13 protein-coding genes are annotated in these 17,920 nt (G+C 66.0%); 9 read left to right on the top strand and 4 right to left on the bottom strand.

All coding sequences use genetic code 11. The features are described from left to right. The 7 genes from ACAH41_RS02430 to pbpG all read left to right on the top strand — a co-directional run bounded on the left by ACAH41_RS02430 (position 1) and on the right by pbpG (position 9,375). Positions 1-1,824 (top strand): acetolactate synthase 3 catalytic subunit, encoded by a 1,824-nt coding sequence (locus tag ACAH41_RS02430; protein ID WP_325649157.1) that lies wholly within the window; start codon positions 1-3, stop codon positions 1,822-1,824. A gap of 208 nt (positions 1,825-2,032) precedes the next feature. Continuing rightward, entirely contained in the window at positions 2,033-2,524 is a 492-nt protein-coding gene (gene ilvN / locus ACAH41_RS02425; protein WP_325649159.1) for an acetolactate synthase small subunit, read from the top strand. A 126-nt stretch (positions 2,525-2,650) separates the two neighbouring features. After that, positions 2,651-3,667, top strand: a complete 1,017-nt coding sequence (gene ilvC / locus ACAH41_RS02420) for a ketol-acid reductoisomerase (protein ID WP_370538150.1) — start codon at positions 2,651-2,653, stop codon at positions 3,665-3,667. Positions 3,668-3,747: 80 nt separating this feature from the next. Beyond that, positions 3,748-4,572, top strand: a complete 825-nt coding sequence (gene pssA / locus ACAH41_RS02415; protein WP_325648821.1) for a CDP-diacylglycerol--serine O-phosphatidyltransferase — start codon at positions 3,748-3,750, stop codon at positions 4,570-4,572. Between the two features lie 211 nt (positions 4,573-4,783). Continuing rightward, entirely contained in the window at positions 4,784-6,496 is a 1,713-nt protein-coding gene (leuA, locus tag ACAH41_RS02410) for a 2-isopropylmalate synthase (RefSeq protein ID WP_325648824.1), read from the top strand. Beyond that, positions 6,493-8,034: a 2-isopropylmalate synthase gene (locus ACAH41_RS02405; protein WP_370538149.1), complete on the top strand. Its 1,542-nt coding sequence runs from the start codon at positions 6,493-6,495 to the stop codon at positions 8,032-8,034. Before leuA ends, ACAH41_RS02405 begins: the two co-directional genes overlap by 4 nt. 162 nt (positions 8,035-8,196) lie before the next feature. Then, positions 8,197-9,375, top strand: coding sequence for a D-alanyl-D-alanine endopeptidase (gene pbpG, locus ACAH41_RS02400; protein ID WP_325648818.1), 1,179 nt, complete (start codon positions 8,197-8,199; stop codon positions 9,373-9,375). Between the two features lie 74 nt (positions 9,376-9,449). Here the strand turns inward: pbpG and ACAH41_RS02395 are convergent, their stop codons facing one another. From ACAH41_RS02395 to hpnC, 4 genes are all read right to left on the bottom strand, one after another. Further along, positions 9,450-10,220, bottom strand: a complete 771-nt coding sequence (locus tag ACAH41_RS02395) for an IclR family transcriptional regulator (protein ID WP_325648817.1) — start codon at positions 10,218-10,220, stop codon at positions 9,450-9,452. Between the two features lie 92 nt (positions 10,221-10,312). Then, entirely contained in the window at positions 10,313-11,626 is a 1,314-nt protein-coding gene (hpnE, locus tag ACAH41_RS02390; protein WP_325648815.1) for a hydroxysqualene dehydroxylase HpnE, read from the bottom strand. Further along, positions 11,623-12,474: a presqualene diphosphate synthase HpnD gene (hpnD, locus tag ACAH41_RS02385; RefSeq protein WP_325648813.1), complete on the bottom strand. Its 852-nt coding sequence runs from the start codon at positions 12,472-12,474 to the stop codon at positions 11,623-11,625. Before hpnD ends, hpnE begins: the two co-directional genes overlap by 4 nt. Then, on the bottom strand, positions 12,471-13,313 hold the full coding sequence (hpnC, locus tag ACAH41_RS02380; protein WP_325648811.1) for a squalene synthase HpnC: 843 nt from the start codon (positions 13,311-13,313) through the stop codon (positions 12,471-12,473). The genes hpnD and hpnC overlap by 4 nt, the downstream gene beginning before the upstream one ends. Before the next feature lie 217 nt (positions 13,314-13,530). Here hpnC and ACAH41_RS02375 point away from each other — a divergent pair, with 217 nt between their 5' ends. Then, positions 13,531-14,661 carry an efflux RND transporter periplasmic adaptor subunit gene (locus tag ACAH41_RS02375; RefSeq protein ID WP_325648809.1) on the top strand — a complete coding sequence of 377 codons (1,131 nt, stop codon included), beginning with the start codon at positions 13,531-13,533 and terminating at the stop codon, positions 14,659-14,661. Between the two features lie 23 nt (positions 14,662-14,684). Further along, positions 14,685-17,828, top strand: a complete 3,144-nt coding sequence (locus tag ACAH41_RS02370; protein WP_325648807.1) for an efflux RND transporter permease subunit — start codon at positions 14,685-14,687, stop codon at positions 17,826-17,828. The last annotated feature ends 92 nt before the right edge of the window (positions 17,829-17,920 follow it).

The raw sequence follows: 17,920 nt of genomic DNA, 5'->3' as shown, positions 1-17,920 counted from the left end.
ATGAACGTGTCTGCCGCGGAAGTCAAGCGTGGCGCCCCTGCTGAGGGTCGCGCCCAGAATTCTTCCTCTCCCTCCTCCTCTTTTGCTGCCCCTTCCTCTGCTGCTCCCAGCAAGGAACTGAATGGGTCGCAGATCCTCGTGCGCTGCCTGCAGGCCGAGAACGTCAAGTACATGTGGGGCTACCCAGGCGGGTCTGTCCTGTACATCTACGACGCGCTGTACCAGCAAGACACCATTCAGCACGTGCTGGTCCGCCATGAACAGGCGGCGGTGCATGCAGCAGACGGTTATGCCCGCGCCACCGGCGACGTCGGCGTGGCGCTGGTGACCTCCGGTCCGGGTGTGACGAATGCCGTGACCGGCATCGCCACCGCCTACATGGACTCGATCCCGATGGTGATCATCACCGGGCAGGTGCCCACGCCGGCGATCGGCCTGGATGCCTTCCAGGAGTGCGACACCGTCGGCATCACCCGCCCGATCGTGAAGCACAACTTCCTGGTGAAGGACGTGCGCGACCTGGCGCTGACGCTCAAAAAAGCCTTCCACATCGCACGCACCGGCCGCCCTGGCCCGGTCGTGGTGGACATCCCGAAGGACGTGTCGCTGAAGACCGCGCCTTTCCACTACCCAGAGCAGGTGGAAATGCGGTCCTACAACCCGGTCAAGAAGGGCCACGGCGGCCAGATCCGCAAGGCTGTGCAACTGCTGCTGCAGGCGCGCCGGCCCTACATCTACACCGGTGGCGGCGTGATCCTCGGTGACGCGACGGCCGAATTGCGCCAGCTCTGCGACCTGCTGGGCTACCCGGTCACCAACACGCTGATGGGCCTGGGCGCGACCTCGGCGTCTGACCCGAAGTTCCTCGGCATGCTGGGCATGCACGGCACCTACGAAGCCAACATGACGATGCAGAACTGCGACGTCCTGCTGGCGGTGGGGGCGCGTTTCGATGACCGGGTCATCGGCAACCCGAAGCACTTTGCCTCGGTCGAGCGCAAGATCATCCACATCGACATCGATCCCTCGTCCATCTCCAAGCGTGTCAAGGTCGACATCCCCATCGTCGGCGACGTGAAGGACGTGCTGCAGGAACTGATCGCCCAGATTCGCGAGGCACAGCAGAAGCCTGACACCTCGGTGATCTCCCAGTGGTGGAGCCAGATCAATGAATGGCGCCGCAAGGAGTGCCTGGCCTACCGCCGCAGCCCGGACGTGATCAAGCCGCAGCAGGTCGTCGAGGCGCTGTGGGAAATGACCCGCGGCACCGACTGCTACGTCACCTCCGACGTCGGCCAGCACCAGATGTGGGCCGCGCAGTACTACCGCTTCGACGAACCGCGCCGCTGGATCAATTCCGGTGGCCTGGGCACGATGGGCGTGGGCCTGCCGTATGCGATGGGCATCAAGCTCGCGAAGCCGAATGCGGACGTGTTCTGCATCACCGGCGAAGGCTCGATCCAGATGAACATCCAGGAACTCTCGACCTGCCAGCAGTACAAGACGGCGGTCAAGGTGATCTCGCTGAACAACCGCTACCTGGGCATGGTGCGGCAGTGGCAGGAACTGGACTACGAAGGCCGGTACTCGCACAGCTACATGGATGCGCTGCCCGATTTCGTGAAGCTGGCCGAGGCCTATGGCCACGTCGGCATCAAGATCGAGAAGCCTTCCGAAATCGAGCCGGCGCTGAAGGAGCTGATCCGGCTGAAGGACCGCACCGTGTTCCTGGACGTGCGCACCGACCCGACCGAAAACGTCTGGCCGATGGTGCAGACGGGCAAGGGCATTTCCGAGATGCTGCTGGGCTCCGAGGACTTGTGACCTGCCCGAGGCGGGCCGGGCGGGTGCTGTTACCGCAGCACACGCAGCGACCCGTGGACTGCTGGTGACGCCTCGGAACTGATCTCGGTTCCTCCGGTTCGGCCGTTCCCTTCAGGTTCGCCGGGCCCTTTTCTCAACGATTCGACAGACGTGGCCAAGGCCTTCCGGTTACCGCCGGCTGGCTGAAGAGCGCGTCAGGAGATCCGCAATGAAGCACATCATCGCCGTGCTGCTCGAAAACGAGCCCGGCGCCTTGTCGCGCGTGGTGGCCTTGTTTTCCGCCCGTGGCTACAACATCGAAAGCCTCACGGTTGCACCGACGGAAGATGCATCGCTGTCGCGCATGACCATCGTGACGACCGGTTCGGACGAGGTGATCGAGCAGATCACCAAGCACCTGAACCGGCTGGTCGACGTGGTCAAGGTGGTGGACCTGACCGAAGGCCAATACACAGAACGCGAGCTGATGCTGATCAAGGTGCGCGCCGTCGGCAAGGAGCGCGAGGAGATGAAGCGCATGGCCGACATTTTCCGTGGCCGCATCATCGACGTGACCGAGAAGAGCTACACCATCGAGCTGACCGGCGACGCCGGCAAGCTGGACGCCTTCATCGAAGGCCTCGACCGCACCGCCATTCTCGAAACCGTGCGCACCGGCTCCAGCGGCATTGGCCGCGGCGAGCGCATCCTCAGAGTTTAGAAATCCCACCCCGAGCGCCTTTGGCGCTCCCCTCAAGGGGGCGCTGCTGGCGGCCTGGCGAAGCCAGTTCCGCGGCAGCCGCTTGGAAAAGCCCCCGATCACAACCGAATTTTTCTGGAGAAGACCATGAAGGTTTATTACGACAAGGACGCCGACATCTCGCTGATCAAGGGCAAGAACGTCGCGATCATCGGCTACGGCTCGCAAGGCCATGCACACGCCCAGAACCTGAACGACAGCGGCTGCAAGATCACCGTCGGCCTGCGCCGCGGTGGCGCGTCGTGGTCCAAGGTCGAGAAGGCCGGCCTGAAGGTCGCCGAGGTCGCTGACGCGGTCAAGGGCGCCGACGTGGTCATGATCCTGCTGCCGGACGAGCAGATCGCCGAGGTCTACAAGAAGGACGTCGAGCCGAACATCCGCGAAGGCGCTTCGCTGGTCTTTGCGCACGGCTTCAACGTGCACTACGGCCAGGTCGTGCCGCGCGCCGACCTAGACGTCTGGATGGTCGCCCCGAAGGCCCCGGGCCACACGGTGCGCGGCACCTATGTGCAAGGTGGCGGCGTGCCGCACCTGATCGCGATCTACGCCGACAAGTCCGGCAAGGCGCGTGATCTGGCGCTGAGCTATGCCGCGGCCAACGGCGGTGGCAAGGCCGGCATCATCGAGACCAACTTCCGCGAAGAAACCGAGACCGACCTGTTCGGCGAGCAAGCCGTGTTGTGCGGCGGCGCTGTCGAGCTGATCAAGGCGGGTTTCGAAACGCTGACGGAAGCCGGCTACGCGCCGGAAATGGCCTATTTCGAGTGCCTGCACGAGCTGAAGCTGATCGTCGACCTGATCTATGAAGGCGGGATCGCCAACATGAACTACTCGATTTCGAACAATGCCGAGTACGGCGAGTACGTCACCGGGCCGAAGATCGTCACCGACGACACCAAGAAGGCCATGAAGCAGGTCCTGAAGGACATCCAGACCGGCGAATATGCCAAGAGCTTCATCCTGGAAAACAAGGCCGGCGCGCCGACGCTGATCTCGCGCCGCCGCCTGACCGAGGAGCACCAGATCGAAGTTGTCGGCGACAAGCTGCGCGCGATGATGCCCTGGATCAAGGCCAACAAGCTGGTCGACAAGTCGCGCAACTGATTCTGCAAGACAGCCTGCCGCTGAAGGCCGCATCCTCGTCGGATGCGGCCTTTCTTTTTGCCTGCGCTATCCTGCCGCCCATGACGCCAGAAACTCTTGAGGACGACGAGCACGGCTTGAACGTCCGCCCTCGTCGCAAGGGCATTTATGCCCTGCCCAATGCCATCACCCTCGGGGCGCTGTTCTCTGCTTTCTACGCCATCGTCATGGCGATGGCCGGCCGTTTCGAACTCGCCTGCGTCGCGATCTTCGCGGCCGCCATCCTCGACAGCCTCGATGGCCGCGTCGCGCGCATGACGAATACGCAGTCTGCCTTTGGCGAGCAGATGGACAGCCTGTCTGACATGGTGGCTTTTGGTGCCGCGCCGGCCCTGATCGTCTACATGTGGGCCCTGAAGGACCTGGGCAAGCCTGGCTGGATCCCGGCTTTTGTCTACATCGCTGGCGCTGCCCTGCGCCTGGCGCGTTTCAACGTCAACATCGGCGTGGTCGACAAGCGCTTCTTCCAGGGGCTGCCCAGTCCGGCTGCAGCGGCGCTGGTGATCGGCCTCATCTGGAGTGTGGTGGACGGCGCAGAAAGCGCTCGCGTCCCGGCCGGCAGCTGGGTGGCTTGGGCGGCTTATGGCATCACGCTGTTTGCCGGGCTGTCGATGGTCACCAACGCGCCTTTTTACAGCTTCAAGGTTTTCGACCGGCGTCGATCGGTACCCTTCATCGTGCTGGTCGCGATCATGCTCGCGATCGGGGTGGCGGCACTCGATCCCGCGCGTGTGCTCTTCGGCGTGTTCTGCGTCTACGGACTGTCCGGCTATGTGATCTACGCGTGGCGCAAGGCCAAGGGCCGGCCGGCGAGCGTCATCTCCACCAGCACCGACGAGCCCGATGAACGCGGTTTGCACCATTAGCAAAACCTGTTAGATTCCGTTCCCATGCGTTTCGCGTACGTCACTGCCCAGCTGGCTGTTTGCCAACTGCTACTAGCCCTAGAGGAATTCCGGGTTCGCTAGTCAGTCACGTCCACGTTTCGCCTGACCTCAACGGCCCGATTGCAACCGCAGCGGGCCGTTCTTGTTTTCTGTGCTGCTGGTTGCGCCCACCTCCCTGGATGCCCCCATGATGCTCAAGCACCCGCAGCAGAAGTACCGCGCTTTCACCCCCATTGCCTTGCCTGACCGCCGCTGGCCCGATGCCCGGCTGACGCAGGCGCCCCAATGGTGCAGCGTGGACCTGCGGGACGGCAACCAGGCGCTGATCGAGCCGATGGACCCGGCGCGCAAGCTGCGCATGTTCCAGACCCTGGTGCAGATCGGCTTCAAGCAGATCGAAGTCGGTTTTCCCTCGGCTTCGCAGGCGGACTTCGACTTTGTGCGCCTGCTGATCACGCAGAACCTGGTGCCGGACGATGTGACGATCCAGGTGCTGACGCAGGCACGCGATCACCTGATCTCGCGCACCTTCGAATCGTTGGTCGGTGCGAAGAAGGTCGTGGTGCACCTCTACAACGCCGTGGCACCGGTGATGCGCCGCGTGGTGCTGGGGCTGGACGACGATGGCGTGGTGGACCTGGCCGTCACCCACACAGCGATGATCCGCGACATGGCTGCGAAGCAACCCGGCACCGAATGGACCTTCGAATATTCGCCGGAGATGTTCTCGAACACCGACCTCAATTTCAGCAAGCGCATCGTCGACGCCGTGACCGCCGCCTGGGCGCCGACGCTGGCACACAAGTGCATCGTCAACCTGCCGTCCACGGTGGAATGCTCGTCGCCGAACCACTTCGCCGACATGATCGAGTGGATGCACCGCCACCTCGAACGGCGCGATGCGATCGTGCTGTCGGTCCATCCGCACAATGACCGCGGCACCGGCACCGCAGCGGCCGAGTTGGCGCTGATGGCCGGTGCCGACCGTCTCGAAGGCTGTTTATTCGGCAACGGCGAGCGCACCGGCAACCTGGACCTGGTCAATGTCGCGCTGAATCTCTACACCCAGGGGGTGTCGCCCGAGCTGGATTTCTCGGACATCGACGCGATCCGCCGGACGGTCGAGCATTGCAACCAGTTGCCGGTGCATCCGCGCCATCCGTACGTGGGCGACCTGGTCTACACCTCGTTCTCCGGCTCGCACCAGGACGCGATCAAGAAGGCGTTCGCCGCCCGCAGCGAGGGCGAGATCTGGGACATGCCGTACCTGCCGGTGGATCCGAAGGACCTGGGCCGCAGCTACGAAGCGGTGATCCGCGTCAACAGCCAGTCCGGCAAGGGCGGCATTGCCTATTTGCTGGAGTCCGACTACGGGCTTGAGTTGCCGCGCCGGCTGCAGATCGAGTTCAGCCAGGTGGTGCAGGCGGTGATGGACACCGATGGCAAGGAACTCGGCTCCGACGACCTGTGGGCACTGTTCGCCAAGGAATACCGCCCCGAGCAGGCGCAGCTGGCGCGGGTCGAGATCCAGGAGCAGGAAGTGGGCGCGGGCGGGCAGGGCGCCGACATCAGCGTGCGCGCGCAGTGGCAGCAGGGCGGTCAGGCGCGCGAGGTGCATGGTCGCGGCAACGGGCCGCTGGCGGCGTTTGTCGCCGGCGTGCAGGCGGCGACCGGCGTCTCGGTCGAGGTGCTCGATTACCATGAACATGCGTTGAGCGGCGGTGCCGAGGCGCGCGCCGTGGCCTACCTGGAACTGCGCGTGGGGGGAGAGCGCACGCTGTTCGGCGTGGGCATGGACGCCAACCTGGTCAACGCATCGATGAAGGCAGTGCTCAGCGGCGTGCAGCGCGCGCTGGGCGAGTCGCGTGACACGGCCGCGAAGGTCGAGGAAATCTCTGTATGACTGACAAACTGATCATTTTCGACACCACGCTGCGCGACGGCGAACAGTCGCCCGGCGCTTCGATGACGCGCGACGAGAAGCTGCGCATCGCTCGCCAGTTGGAGCGGCTGAAGGTGGACGTGATCGAGGCCGGCTTCCCGGCGGCGTCGCCTGGCGACTTCGAGGCGGTGCACACGATCGCCAGCCACATCAAGGACTCGGTGATCTGCGGGCTGGCCCGCGCCAATGACCGAGACATCGCGCGTGCGGCTGAGGCCGTCGCGCCAGCGCCGCGCAGCCGCATCCACACCTTCATCGCCACCAGTGCGCTGCACATGGAGAAGAAGCTGCGCATGACGCCTGAGCAGGTGCTGGAGCAGGCCACGCAGGCCGTGCGCTTCGCGCGCAACCTGTGCGGCGACATCGAGTTCTCGCCGGAAGATGGCTACCGCTCCGACCCGGACTTCCTGTGCCGCGTGATCGAAGCGGTGATCGCCGAGGGCGCGACCACGATCAACCTGCCCGACACCGTCGGCTACGCGATTCCCGAGCTGTACGGCCACTTCATCCGCCAGCTGCGCGAGCGCATTCCGAATGCGGACAAGGCGATCTGGTCGGTGCACTGCCACAACGACCTGGGCATGGCGGTGGCGAATTCGCTGGCCGGCGTGAAGATTGGCGGGGCCCGCCAGGTCGAATGCACGATCAACGGACTGGGCGAGCGCGCCGGCAACTGTTCGCTGGAAGAAGTGGTGATGGCGGTGCGCACCCGCAGGGACTATTTCGGCCTGGACGTGGACATCGACACCACGCAGATCGTCCCGGCCTCGCGCATGGTCAGCCAGACCACCGGTTTTGTCGTGCAGCCGAACAAGGCGGTGGTGGGCGCCAACGCCTTTGCGCATGCCTCGGGCATCCACCAGGATGGCGTGCTGAAAGCGCGTGACACCTACGAGATCATGCGTGCCGAGGATGTGGGCTGGGCGGCCAACAAGATCGTGCTGGGCAAGCTGTCCGGCCGCAATGCCTTCAAGCAGCGACTGCAGGAACTGGGCGTGGCGCTGGAGTCGGAGACGGAAATCAATGCGGCGTTCGCCCGCTTCAAGGACCTGGCCGACCGCAAGAGCGAAATCTTCGACGAGGACATCATCGCGCTGCTGGGTGACGAAAGCGTCACCAGCATCCACGAGCACCACGGCTTCCTGTCGCTGTCCCAGCGCTCGGAAACCGGCGAGCGGCCGCATGCGCGGGTGGCGTTCACCATCGGCGACCGAGAGGTCGTTGCCGAGAGCCACGGCAACGGCCCGGTCGATGCGACGCTGAAGGCGATCGAGTCTCAGATCGAAAGTGGCGCGGAAATGCTGCTTTATTCGGTGAATGCCATCACCTCCGGCAGCACAGAATCGCAAGGCGAAGTCACGGTGCGCCTGCAGTTGGGCGGCCGGGTGGTGAATGGTGTCGGGGCCGATCCGGACATCGTCGTGGCATCCGCCAAGGCGTATCTCTCGGCCCTGAACAAACTGCACACCGGTGGTGATCGGGTGGCTGCGCAGGGCTGATCCAGAGTCCGATGGGCACTTGAGAAATGGCATGCAAGTTTTTGATCTTGCGTGTCTTTTTGCTTTCCCATAGACTCGGGACAAAATCTGTAAGGCGCTCTCCGGCGCGCTTGCCAAAAGCAATCTGGGGGCCACTTTTTTAGGGCGTTGGACGCTGCACCGATGAACAAGATTCGATTGAATGTGGTGCGAGCACTGGGCTTTGGCTTGGCGCTCGCCGTCAGCATCGCGGTGCCCGCCCAGGCCACGGCTGCTTCGGCGGCCAAGAAAGCCTCTTCCTCCAGTGCTGCCAGCAAGGCGGCGAGCAAATCGTCTGCCAGTGCTGCCGGCAGCCGCAAGGCGGTGGCGAGCAAGACTCGCGCGGCGCGACCCACCCATGCCGTGGTCGCCACGCGCAAGACGATCGCCAGCGTCGCATCGCCAGTGCGCTCGTTTGGCCAGCTCGCCGGCCTGCATGAAACCGAAGACCCGCTGGCGCTGAAGTCAGGCGTGGCCTTTGTGATGGACCAGGACACCAACGAAGTCCTGCTGAACAAGAATTCCCAGGCCGTGCTGCCGATCGCGTCCATCACCAAGCTGATGACGGCGATGGTGGTGACCGAGGCCAAGCTGCCGATGGACGAAGTGCTGACCATCACGCAGGACGACGTCGACACCGAAAAAGGCAGCTCTTCGCGCCTGAAGGTCGGCACCCAGCTGCCGCGCGGCGAAATGCTTCACCTGGCGCTGATGTCGTCGGAAAACCGGGCTGCGAATTCGCTGGGCCGGCACTATCCGGGCGGCCTGCCGGCCTTTGTCGGCGCGATGAATGCCAAGGCCAAGCTGCTCGGCATGATGGACACCCGCTACGTCGAGCCCACGGGCTTGTCGAGCCAGAACCAGTCCAGCGCACGTGACCTGGCCTCGCTGGTCAGTGCTGCTTCGCATGTGCCCTTGATCCGCGAGCTGTCGACTTCGCCCGAGCATCAGGTTGCCATTGGCAACCGCCAAATGCAGTTCCACACCACCAACCGCCTGGTGCGCAACCCGGATTGGGACATCGGCGTGCAGAAGACGGGCTACATCAACGAGGCGGGCCAATGCTTGGTGATGCAGGCGCAGATGGCCGGCCGCAAGCTGATCATGGTGCTACTGGATTCGGCCGGCAAGTACTCCCGCATTGGCGACGCCGAGCGCATCCGCAAATGGGTGATGGCCAACCCGGCGCCCTTGACTGCGGCGACGACGCCCAGCCTCGCGACCGGCCTGACCCGGGCCAGCGGCACCGCAGCAGCGCTGCCCGGCGCCGCCAGCCTGCTGGCGCCGAGCACCGAAACGCAGGCAGCCAAGCCAGCGATCTGAAGCCTGGCGCGCCCAACAAAAAAGCAGCCTCAGGGCTGCTTTTTTGTGGGTGATCCGAGGCGACATGCGGTACGTCAAGGCACCCGGTGGCCCAACGCGCCGGAGATCGTCGCGGCAGTGGACTTGACCCGCTCCAGCCAGGACTCTTCCAGCCGGTCTGCCGGGGCCGAGATGGACAGGCCTGCCACCAGCTTGCCCTGGTCGTCGAAGATGCCGGCGGCCATGCAGCGCACGCCCAGTTCCAGCTCCTCGTCGTCGCGCGCCAGCGCGTGTCGGCGTACCAGGTTCAGTTCGCGCTCCAGCGCGCCGATCTCCGTCAGGCTGTTGCGTGTGTGGCCGGCCAGGCCGGTGCGCGTCGCGTAGGCGCGCACGCGTTGCGGGTCGTCGTAGGCCAGGAAGAGTTTGCCCACAGAGGTGAGGTGCAGCGGCGCGCGGCCACCCACGGCGCGAACGACCTGCATGCCCGAGCGTTCGCTGTAGGTGCGCTCGATGTAGACGATCTCGTCTCCCTGGCGAACCGAGAGGTTGACCGGCTGGTGCGTCAGCTTGTGCAGCTCGCGCATGGGCCCGAGTGCCGCGTCGCGCACGTCCAGCCGTGCCTTGACCAGGTTGCCCAGCTCCAGGAGCCGCATGCCCAGCCGGTAGCTGCCAGCCTCGGGGCGGTCGACCAAGCGGCCTGCCGCGAGGTCGTTCAAGATGCGGTGCGCGGTGGACGGATGCAACCCCGTGCGCTCGCTCAGGTCCTTCAGCGGCACAGGATCCTGGTGCGCGGCCAGCACGTCCAGCAGCGAAAAAGCCCGTGCCAGCACCTGGATGCTGGGCGTGTTGGGATCTTTTTTGGTCATGGCAATGCAGCGTGGATCTGCGACCATTTTTGCATGGCGAAATGCTTGGCGTGAAGGTGCTCACGAATTCGTCGTCCCGGCCACCCGGTATTTCAGCTGGCCATGAGTGCGCGCGCAGCGGCCAGACCGGAACGCACTGCCCCTTCCAGCGTGGCCGGGTAGGGGCCGGCCACATGGTCGCCCGCCACCCGCAGGCCGGGCATGGGGTTTGCCGACGGGCGCTGCAGCGCCGGGGTGCAGGCAAAGGTGGCGCGCTTCTCGGCACGCGTGGCGAGCAGCTCGATTTGCGCGTCTGCCCAGTGGAACTCGGGCCGGCTGCCCAAGGCTTGCGCCAGCTGCCGCCGTACCGCTGCGACCGTGGCGGGCAGGCCTTGCGCAACCCAGGGCGCCGCGCCGCTGATGACCAGCGCCAGCGTGTTGGCCGGCCCGCCGAGTGCACCCAGGTCGAAGCCGAACTGCGCTGGCGCTTGCGCGTCCGCCTGCAAAGCCAGCATGGGCTCCGGCCAGGCACGGTGTGTCGGGTTGCGCAGCCAGACGGTGACGATGGGTTCGTAGCGCAGGGCTTGCGCGGTGGCGGCCCAGTCCGGCGCATGGGACGCCAGCAGCCGACTGGCCTCAATGGCGCTGCAGGCCAGCACCACGCCTTGCACATCGTCCTGCCCTTGATCGGTCTGCACTCGCCAACCGTCGGCCAGGCGGTGCAACTGCTGCACGCGTGCGCCAGGCCGCCATTCGGCGCCGCGCTGCTGCAGCCAAGCCAGGGCAGGGTCTGGCAGCAGGGCTCGCAGCGGCGCGGTCGGCAGCAACAGGTCGGCGCTGCCGCGTGGGCCGAACAAGGCGTCTTTCAACACTGTCAGCAGCACCTGGGCGCTGGCCTGGTCCGCAGGCGTGTTCAGCGCGGCCACGCAGAGAGGCTCGATCAGGGCCAGCATCACGCTGGCGGGCAGGCCACGGCACAAGGCCTGCACGGTCAAGGAAGGGTCGCACTGAAAGCCTTGCAGGCCCCAGCGGCTGGCTTGCAGCAGCAGCGCGACACGGTCGCGCCAGGGCAGCGTGTGCCAGCCCAGCACGCCGCGGGCGAAGGACGGCAGGGCAGGGCCGGGTGGCAGCACCAGGCCGCTGCCGTCCGGATAGCGCAGGGTCAGCGGGCTGCGGCGCAGCAGGCGTTCAGGCGACGCGCCGACGCGGCGCATCAGCGCCAGCGTGTCGCGGTAGGCGCCAATCAGGACGTGCTGGCCGTTGTCCAGCAGCAAGTCGCCTTGCGCCAGCGAGCGTGCCCGGCCGCCGGGCTGGTGCGCCATGTCCAGCAGCAGGACCTGGCGGCCGGCGGCGCAGAGTTCGACCGCTGCAGCCAGCCCGGCCCAACCGGCGCCGATCACCGCGACGCGCGCGGCCGGCGTGCTCATTTGCCGCGCAGGTGGGTGCGCGCGGCGATCCACAGCTTGCGCACCGGCGTCAGCGAAATGCGCTGGTGCAGCACCTGGAAGTTTTCGCGCTCGATCTCGCGCAGCAGCGTGCGGTAGATGTTGGCCATCATCAGCCCGGGCTTCTGCGCGGCGCGGTCGGCCTCGGGCAGCAGCGCCATGGCTTCGTCGTAGCAGCGGTGGGCGCGCTCGGCCTGGAAGCGCATCAGCGCGGTGAAGCGCTCGCTGTAGCCCCAGGGCGCATCGCGCTTGAGCAGCTCGTGGGCCTTGACGTCGAACTGCTGCAATTCGCTGATCGGCAGATAGATGCGGCCGCGGCGCGCGTCGTCACCCACGTCGCGGATGATGTTGGTCAACTGCATCGCCAGACCCAGCTTGTGCGCGTAGGCCACGGTGCTGTCCTGCGTGCGGCCGAAGATGCTGCAGGCGACTTCACCCACCACGCCGGCCACCAGGTGGCAGTAGCGCTGCAGGGCCGGGTAGTCCAGGTAGCGGCTTTGCGACAGGTCCGTCTGGCAGCCCTCGATCACCGCGTCCAGGTGGCGCGCCTCGATGCCGTAGGCGGCGGCCAGCGGCATCAGCGCCCGCATGACCGGGTGGCTGGGCTGGCCGGCGAAGGCCTGCGCCACCTCGCGCTGCCACCAAGCGAGCTTGATCGCGGCGACCTGCGGGTCCTGCACCTCGTCGACCACGTCGTCCACCTCGCGGCAGAAGGCGTAGAAGGCGGTGATCGCGGCGCGGCGCTCCGGCGGCAGGAACAGGAAGGCGTAGTAGAACGAAGAGCCGCTGGCGGCGGCTTTTTCTTGCACGTATTGCTGAGGCGTTGTCATGCGGGCAGCGCGAGTGAAGGGCGGGGCCGGGGCATGCGCAGCGCGCGCCACAGCAGTGGCAGCGCATCGGTGCGGCGCAGCTTGGGTCGCTGCGTCAATGTTTGGTGATGCATGTGGTCGATTTTCTCAAGAATGCGCAGCCCGCCCTGCACCACCAAGCGCAATTCCCAGCCTGCGCGGCCCGGAAGCCGGTGCACCAGCGGCGCGCCTTGCAGCATCAGTTCGCGGGCCCAGTCGCACAGTTCGCGCACCATCGCTTGCGCTGCCGAGCCGGATTGCAGGCGGTCGGCCTGAAGGCCGTGCCGAGCCAGGTCGCTCGCAGGCAGGTAGCAGCGGCCGCGTGGCAGGTCCACGCTGAGGTCCTGCCAGAAGTTGATCAGTTGCAGTGCGCTGCAGATCGCGTCGGACTGTGCCAGTGCGGTGCCGTCGTCGATGTGGTGCAGGTGCAGCAGCAGGCGGCCGACCGGGTTGGCCGAGAGCCGGCAGTAGCCCAGCAGAGCGTCGCGGGTTGCGTACGCCGGGTTGGCCACGTCGCACAGGAAGGCGGCCAGCAGGTCGTCGAGTAACGCATGGGGCAGCGCGTGCTGTTGCATGGCCTGCTGCAATGGCCGGAAGATGGGCGCCCAGCGCGCCGCAGGCGTTTCGCCGCGGGCCACCCGCTGCAGTTCGGCGCGGTAGGCCTGCAGTTCGGTGCGCCGGGTCTCGGCCGGCGCATCACCTTCGTCGGCGATGTCATCGCCAGTGCGCGCGAACCAGTAGATGGCCGCAATGGGCGGCCTCAGCCTCGGCGGGCACAGCCACGAGGCGACGGGGAAGTTTTCGTAGTGGTCGACGCTCACAGCGTCGTATTGTCCATGCGCGCTGTTGCAGACCCGAGTGGAATCTTGTCTGGCCAAGCGCCGTGCCGCGCGATGCCTGTCAGGTCGCGACATGCGATTGACGCTGATGGGCAGAGCTTCTACATTACTGACCAGTCAGTCATTAGTGGGTGAGCGACCGCCGGGAGAAGGGGCGCTCGCCCTGTCATGTTTCCCGTTGCACCTGGATCGCCCCGCCATGCAAACACAACGAGTCGCCGCGATGTTGGCAGCCCTGGCCCTGTTGGGGCTGGCCGCCTGTTCGAAACAGGAAGTGCCGCCAGAGCCGGTGCGTGCCGTGCGCACGATGAAGGTGAGCGACGACAACACCCGCAGCAGCCGCGACTACGCCGCCGAGATTCGCCCCCGCACCGAATCCCAGCTGGGCTTTCGCGTGGGTGGCAAGCTGCAAAGCCGCCCGGTGAACCTGGGCGACACGGTGCGTGCCGGCCAAGTGCTGGCGCAGCTGGATCCGCAGGATCTGCAACTGGGCCAGGCCTCGGCGCAAGCGGCCTTGCTGGCTGCGCAAAGCAGTTTCATCCAGGCAGACGCCGACCTGAAGCGTTACCGTGAGCTGCGTGCCAAGGGCTTCATTGGCGAAGCCGAGCTGGAAAGACACGACCTGGCGCAGAAGACTGCCCAGGCCCAGCTGGACCAAGCCAAGGCCCAGATGAGCGTGCAGCGCAACCAAACCGGTTATGCCAGCCTGGTGGCCGACAGTGCAGGCGTGATCACCGCGGTGTCTGCAGAGCCTGGCCAGGTGCTGGCCGCCGGCGCGCCGGTTGTGCGGCTGGCGCACGATGGTCCGCGCGACGCGGTGTTCAACGTGCCGGAAGACCGCATCGGCGATTTCCGCGCGTTGATCGGCAAGACCGGCAGCGTGACCTTGCAGCCCTGGGGCGGCAATGAAGCGACACCGGTGACGATCCACGAGGTCGCCGCGGCGGCCGACAGCACCACGCGCACCTTTCAGGTCAAGGCCGACATCGGCAGTGCGCCGCTGCGGCTTGGACAGACCGCCACCATTCGCGTGAGCGGCGGTGACCGCGCCGGCGTGATCCGGCTGCCGCTGTCGGCGCTGATCGAGCTGAAGGGGCAGAGTGCGGTGTGGCTGTTGGACGCGGCGGCCGGCACGGTGCGCCAGCAGGTCGTCAGCGTTTCGGGTGCGGATGGCAACACGGTTGTCGTGACCGGGGGGCTCAAGGCGGGCGACGAGGTGGTCACGGCCGGCACCCACATGCTGAACCCCGGCCAGAAGGTCAGGCGTTATGTGGAGCCGGCACCGGCCAGCGCACCCGCGATGACGCCCGCTCCGGCGGCGTCCCACTGAGCCCGGACCGAGGACACGCCGACATGAGCCAACAACAAGGCATACACCGCGAGCGCTTCAACATCTCGCGGTGGGCGCTCGAGCATGCGCCGCTGACGCGCTACCTGATGATCGTGCTGCTGGTGCTGGGCGCCGTGGCCTATTTCCAGCTTGGGCAGGACGAGGATCCGCCGTTCACCTTCCGCGCGATGGTGGTCCAGTCCTTCTGGCCGGGGGCCTCGGCGCAGGAAATGGCCGAGCAGGTGACCGACAAGGTCGAGCGCACGCTGCAGGAAGTGCCGCATGCCGACATCATCCGCAGCTACACCAAGCCCGGCGAATCGCTCACCATCTTCCAGCTGCAGGACTCGACGCCCGGCAAGGACGTGACCGAGACCTGGTACCAGGTGCGCAAGAAGGTCGGCGACATGCGCTCGACGCTGCCATCCGGCGTCATCGGCCCGGTCTTCAACGACGACTTCGGCGACGTCTACGGCTCGATTTATGCGCTGTCGGCCGACGGTTTTTCGCCGGAAGAGCTGCGCCAGCACGCAGAGACCGTGCGTGACCAGCTGCTGCGCGTGCCCAACGTGGCCAAGGTGCAGCTGTTTGGCGTGCAGGCGGAAAAGCTGTTTGTCGAGATCCCGCAGCAGCGGCTGGCCCAGTTGGGGCTGGACCTGAATCAGGTCATTGCGCAGCTGGGTGCACAAAATGCGGTGGAAAGCGCCGGCCTGATCGATGCTCGCAGCGAAAGCCTGCAACTGCGTGTGGCCGGTGCGCTGCAGTCGGTCGAGCAGTTGCGGCAGATGCCGATCCGCGCGGTCAACCCGGCGACCGGCCAGGCCAGCTCGCTGCGGCTGGGTGACATTGCCGAGATCCGGCGTGACTACGTCGATCCGCCCGCTGTGAAGGTGCGCCACCAGGGCCAGCAGGTCATCGCGCTGGGCGTGTCGATGACCAAGGGTGGCGACATCATTGAGCTGGGCAAGCAGCTCACCGCGCGCACCGGGCAAATCAAGGCCGACCTGCCGGTGGGCATTGAGCTGAGCCAGATCCAGAACCAGCCGAACGCGGTGACGCGCTCGGTGGGTGAATTCGTGCATGTGCTGATCGAGGCCGTGGTCATCGTGCTGATCGTCAGCTTCCTCAGCCTGGGCCTGCATTTCAAGCCGTTGCGCGTGGACATCTGGCCCGGCATGGTGGTCGCCATCACCATCCCGCTGGTGCTGGCGATCACTTTCGTCACCATGTACTACTGGGGCGTGGGCCTGCACAAGATCTCGCTGGGCTCTTTGATCATCGCGCTGGGCCTGCTGGTGGACGACGCGATCATTGCGGTCGAGATGATGGTGCGCAAGCTCGAAGAGGGCTATGACCGCATGCACGCGGCCACCTTCGCCTACGAAGCCACCTCGATGCCGATGTTGACGGGCACCTTGATCACCGCGGCCGGCTTCCTGCCGATCGGGCTGGCCAAGTCTTCCGTCGGCGAATACACCTTCGCGATCTTCGCGGTGACCGCTGCGGCGCTGCTGATCTCGTGGGTCGTTTCGGTCTACTTCGTGCCGTTTCTCGGCGCCTGGCTGCTGAAGACCCGCAAGGACCACCAGGCCGGCGAGGTGCACGAGTTGTTCGACACGCCGTTCTACCAGCGCTTCCGCTCGGTGGTGAACTGGTGCGTGGCGCACCGCTGGATCACCATCGGCGTGACGCTGCTGACCTTCGCGCTGGGCATCGTCGGCATGGGCCGGGTGCAGCAGCAGTTCTTCCCGGACTCCAGCCGCCCGGAAATCATGGTCGACCTGTGGCTGCCCGAAGGCGCAACGCAGATGGAAAGCGAACGCGTGGCGCTGCGCTTCGAGCAGCGCCTCCGCAGCGAGCCGGGCATGGAGGCGGTGACCGCCTGGATCGGCAGCGGCGTGCCACGCTTCTACTTGCCGCTGGACCAGGTCTTCCCGCAGACCAACGTCAGCCAGTTCACCCTGCTGCCCAAGGACCTGGCGACACGCGAGACACTGCGCAAGCGCCTGCCGGACCTGCTGGCCACCGAGTTCCCCGAGGTGCGTGGCCGCGTGAAGCTGCTGCCCAACGGGCCGCCGGTGCCGTATCCGGTGCAGTTCCGCGTGATGGGCGATGACGCGGCGCAGGTGCGCATCTGGGCCGACCAGGCCAAGGCGCTGCTGATGGCGAACCCGAACATGCGCGGCGTGAACGACAACTGGAACGAGCGCGTCAAGTCGCTGCGCCTGGACGTGGACCAGGACAAGGCCCGCGCATTGGGCGTGACCAGCCAGTCGATTGCCCAGGCCACGCGCATGCGCCTGTCTGGCACCACCATCGGCCAGTACCGTGAGGAAGACCGGCTGATCGACATCGTGCTGCGCCAGCCGCTGGCCGAGCGCCAGGCCGTCACCGACCTGGGCAGCGCCTATGTCTCGACCAGCAGTGGCCGGTCCATTCCACTGACGCAGATCGCCAAGGTCAGCTACGGCTGGGAGCCGGGCGTGATGTGGCGGGAGGGGCGTAAGTTCGCGATCACGGTGCAGGGCGACGTGGCCGAGGGCATGCAAGGCGCATCGGTCAGCAACCAGCTGTGGCCAGAGCTGCAGCAGTTGCAAAAGCGCATGCCGCCGGGCATGCAGATCGAAGTGGCGGGTGCCGTGGCCGAAAGCGCCAAGGGCCAGGGTTCGATTGCTGCCGGCGTGCCGCTGATGGGCTTCCTGATGCTCACGCTGCTGATGCTGCAGCTGCACAGCTTCCAGCGCGCCATGCTGGTGGTGCTGACAGCGCCGCTGGGCATTGCTGGTGTGGCCGGGGCGCTGCTGTTGCTGAACCGGCCGTTCGGCTTCGTTGCGCTGCTGGGTTTCATCGCGCTGGTGGGCATGATCATGCGCAATTCGGTGATCCTGATCGACCAGATCGAGCAGGACAGGGCGCGCGGCGTGCCGACCTGGGACGCCATCGTCGACTCGGCGGTGCGCCGTTTCCGGCCCATCGTGCTGACCGCCGCGGCGGCCGTGCTGGCGATGATTCCGCTGTCACGCAGCCCCTTCTGGGGGCCGATGGCGGTGGCGATCATGGGCGGGCTGATCGTGGCGACGGTGCTGACGCTGCTGGCGCTGCCAGCCATGTACGCAGCCTGGTTCCGCGTGCGCCAGGAAGACTTGCCGCCGGTGACGGCGGCCTGAAGAGCCTTTTGTCGCAGAAAACCCCGGCGCTTGCCGGGGTGCTTTCGATGAAGTTTGAGGCGGTCTGTCAAAGTCCGCTTCGCAGGCCGATA

The sequence above is a fragment of the Ideonella sp. genome (genome assembly GCF_041287625.1).
Taxonomy (GTDB): domain Bacteria; phylum Pseudomonadota; class Gammaproteobacteria; order Burkholderiales; family Burkholderiaceae_C; genus Ideonella.
This window is presented reverse-complemented; position numbering and strand designations above follow the sequence as displayed.

Excerpts from the sequence above, each read along its gene's own strand:
- ilvC (WP_370538150.1), top strand. The coding sequence starts at position 2,651 with ATGAAGGTTTATTACGACAAGGACGCCGACATCTCGCTGATCAAGGGC.
- pbpG (WP_325648818.1), top strand. The coding sequence starts at position 8,197 with ATGAACAAGATTCGATTGAATGTGGTGCGAGCACTGGGCTTTGGCTTG.
- ACAH41_RS02430 (WP_325649157.1), top strand. The coding sequence starts at position 1 with ATGAACGTGTCTGCCGCGGAAGTCAAGCGTGGCGCCCCTGCTGAGGGT.
- leuA (WP_325648824.1), top strand. The coding sequence starts at position 4,784 with ATGCTCAAGCACCCGCAGCAGAAGTACCGCGCTTTCACCCCCATTGCC.
- hpnE (WP_325648815.1), bottom strand. The coding sequence starts at position 11,626 with ATGAGCACGCCGGCCGCGCGCGTCGCGGTGATCGGCGCCGGTTGGGCC.
- pssA (WP_325648821.1), top strand. The coding sequence starts at position 3,748 with ATGACGCCAGAAACTCTTGAGGACGACGAGCACGGCTTGAACGTCCGC.
- ACAH41_RS02395 (WP_325648817.1), bottom strand. The coding sequence starts at position 10,220 with ATGACCAAAAAAGATCCCAACACGCCCAGCATCCAGGTGCTGGCACGG.
- ilvN (WP_325649159.1), top strand. The coding sequence starts at position 2,033 with ATGAAGCACATCATCGCCGTGCTGCTCGAAAACGAGCCCGGCGCCTTG.
- hpnD (WP_325648813.1), bottom strand. The coding sequence starts at position 12,474 with ATGACAACGCCTCAGCAATACGTGCAAGAAAAAGCCGCCGCCAGCGGC.
- ACAH41_RS02405 (WP_370538149.1), top strand. The coding sequence starts at position 6,493 with ATGACTGACAAACTGATCATTTTCGACACCACGCTGCGCGACGGCGAA.
- ACAH41_RS02370 (WP_325648807.1), top strand. The coding sequence starts at position 14,685 with ATGAGCCAACAACAAGGCATACACCGCGAGCGCTTCAACATCTCGCGG.
- ACAH41_RS02375 (WP_325648809.1), top strand. The coding sequence starts at position 13,531 with ATGCAAACACAACGAGTCGCCGCGATGTTGGCAGCCCTGGCCCTGTTG.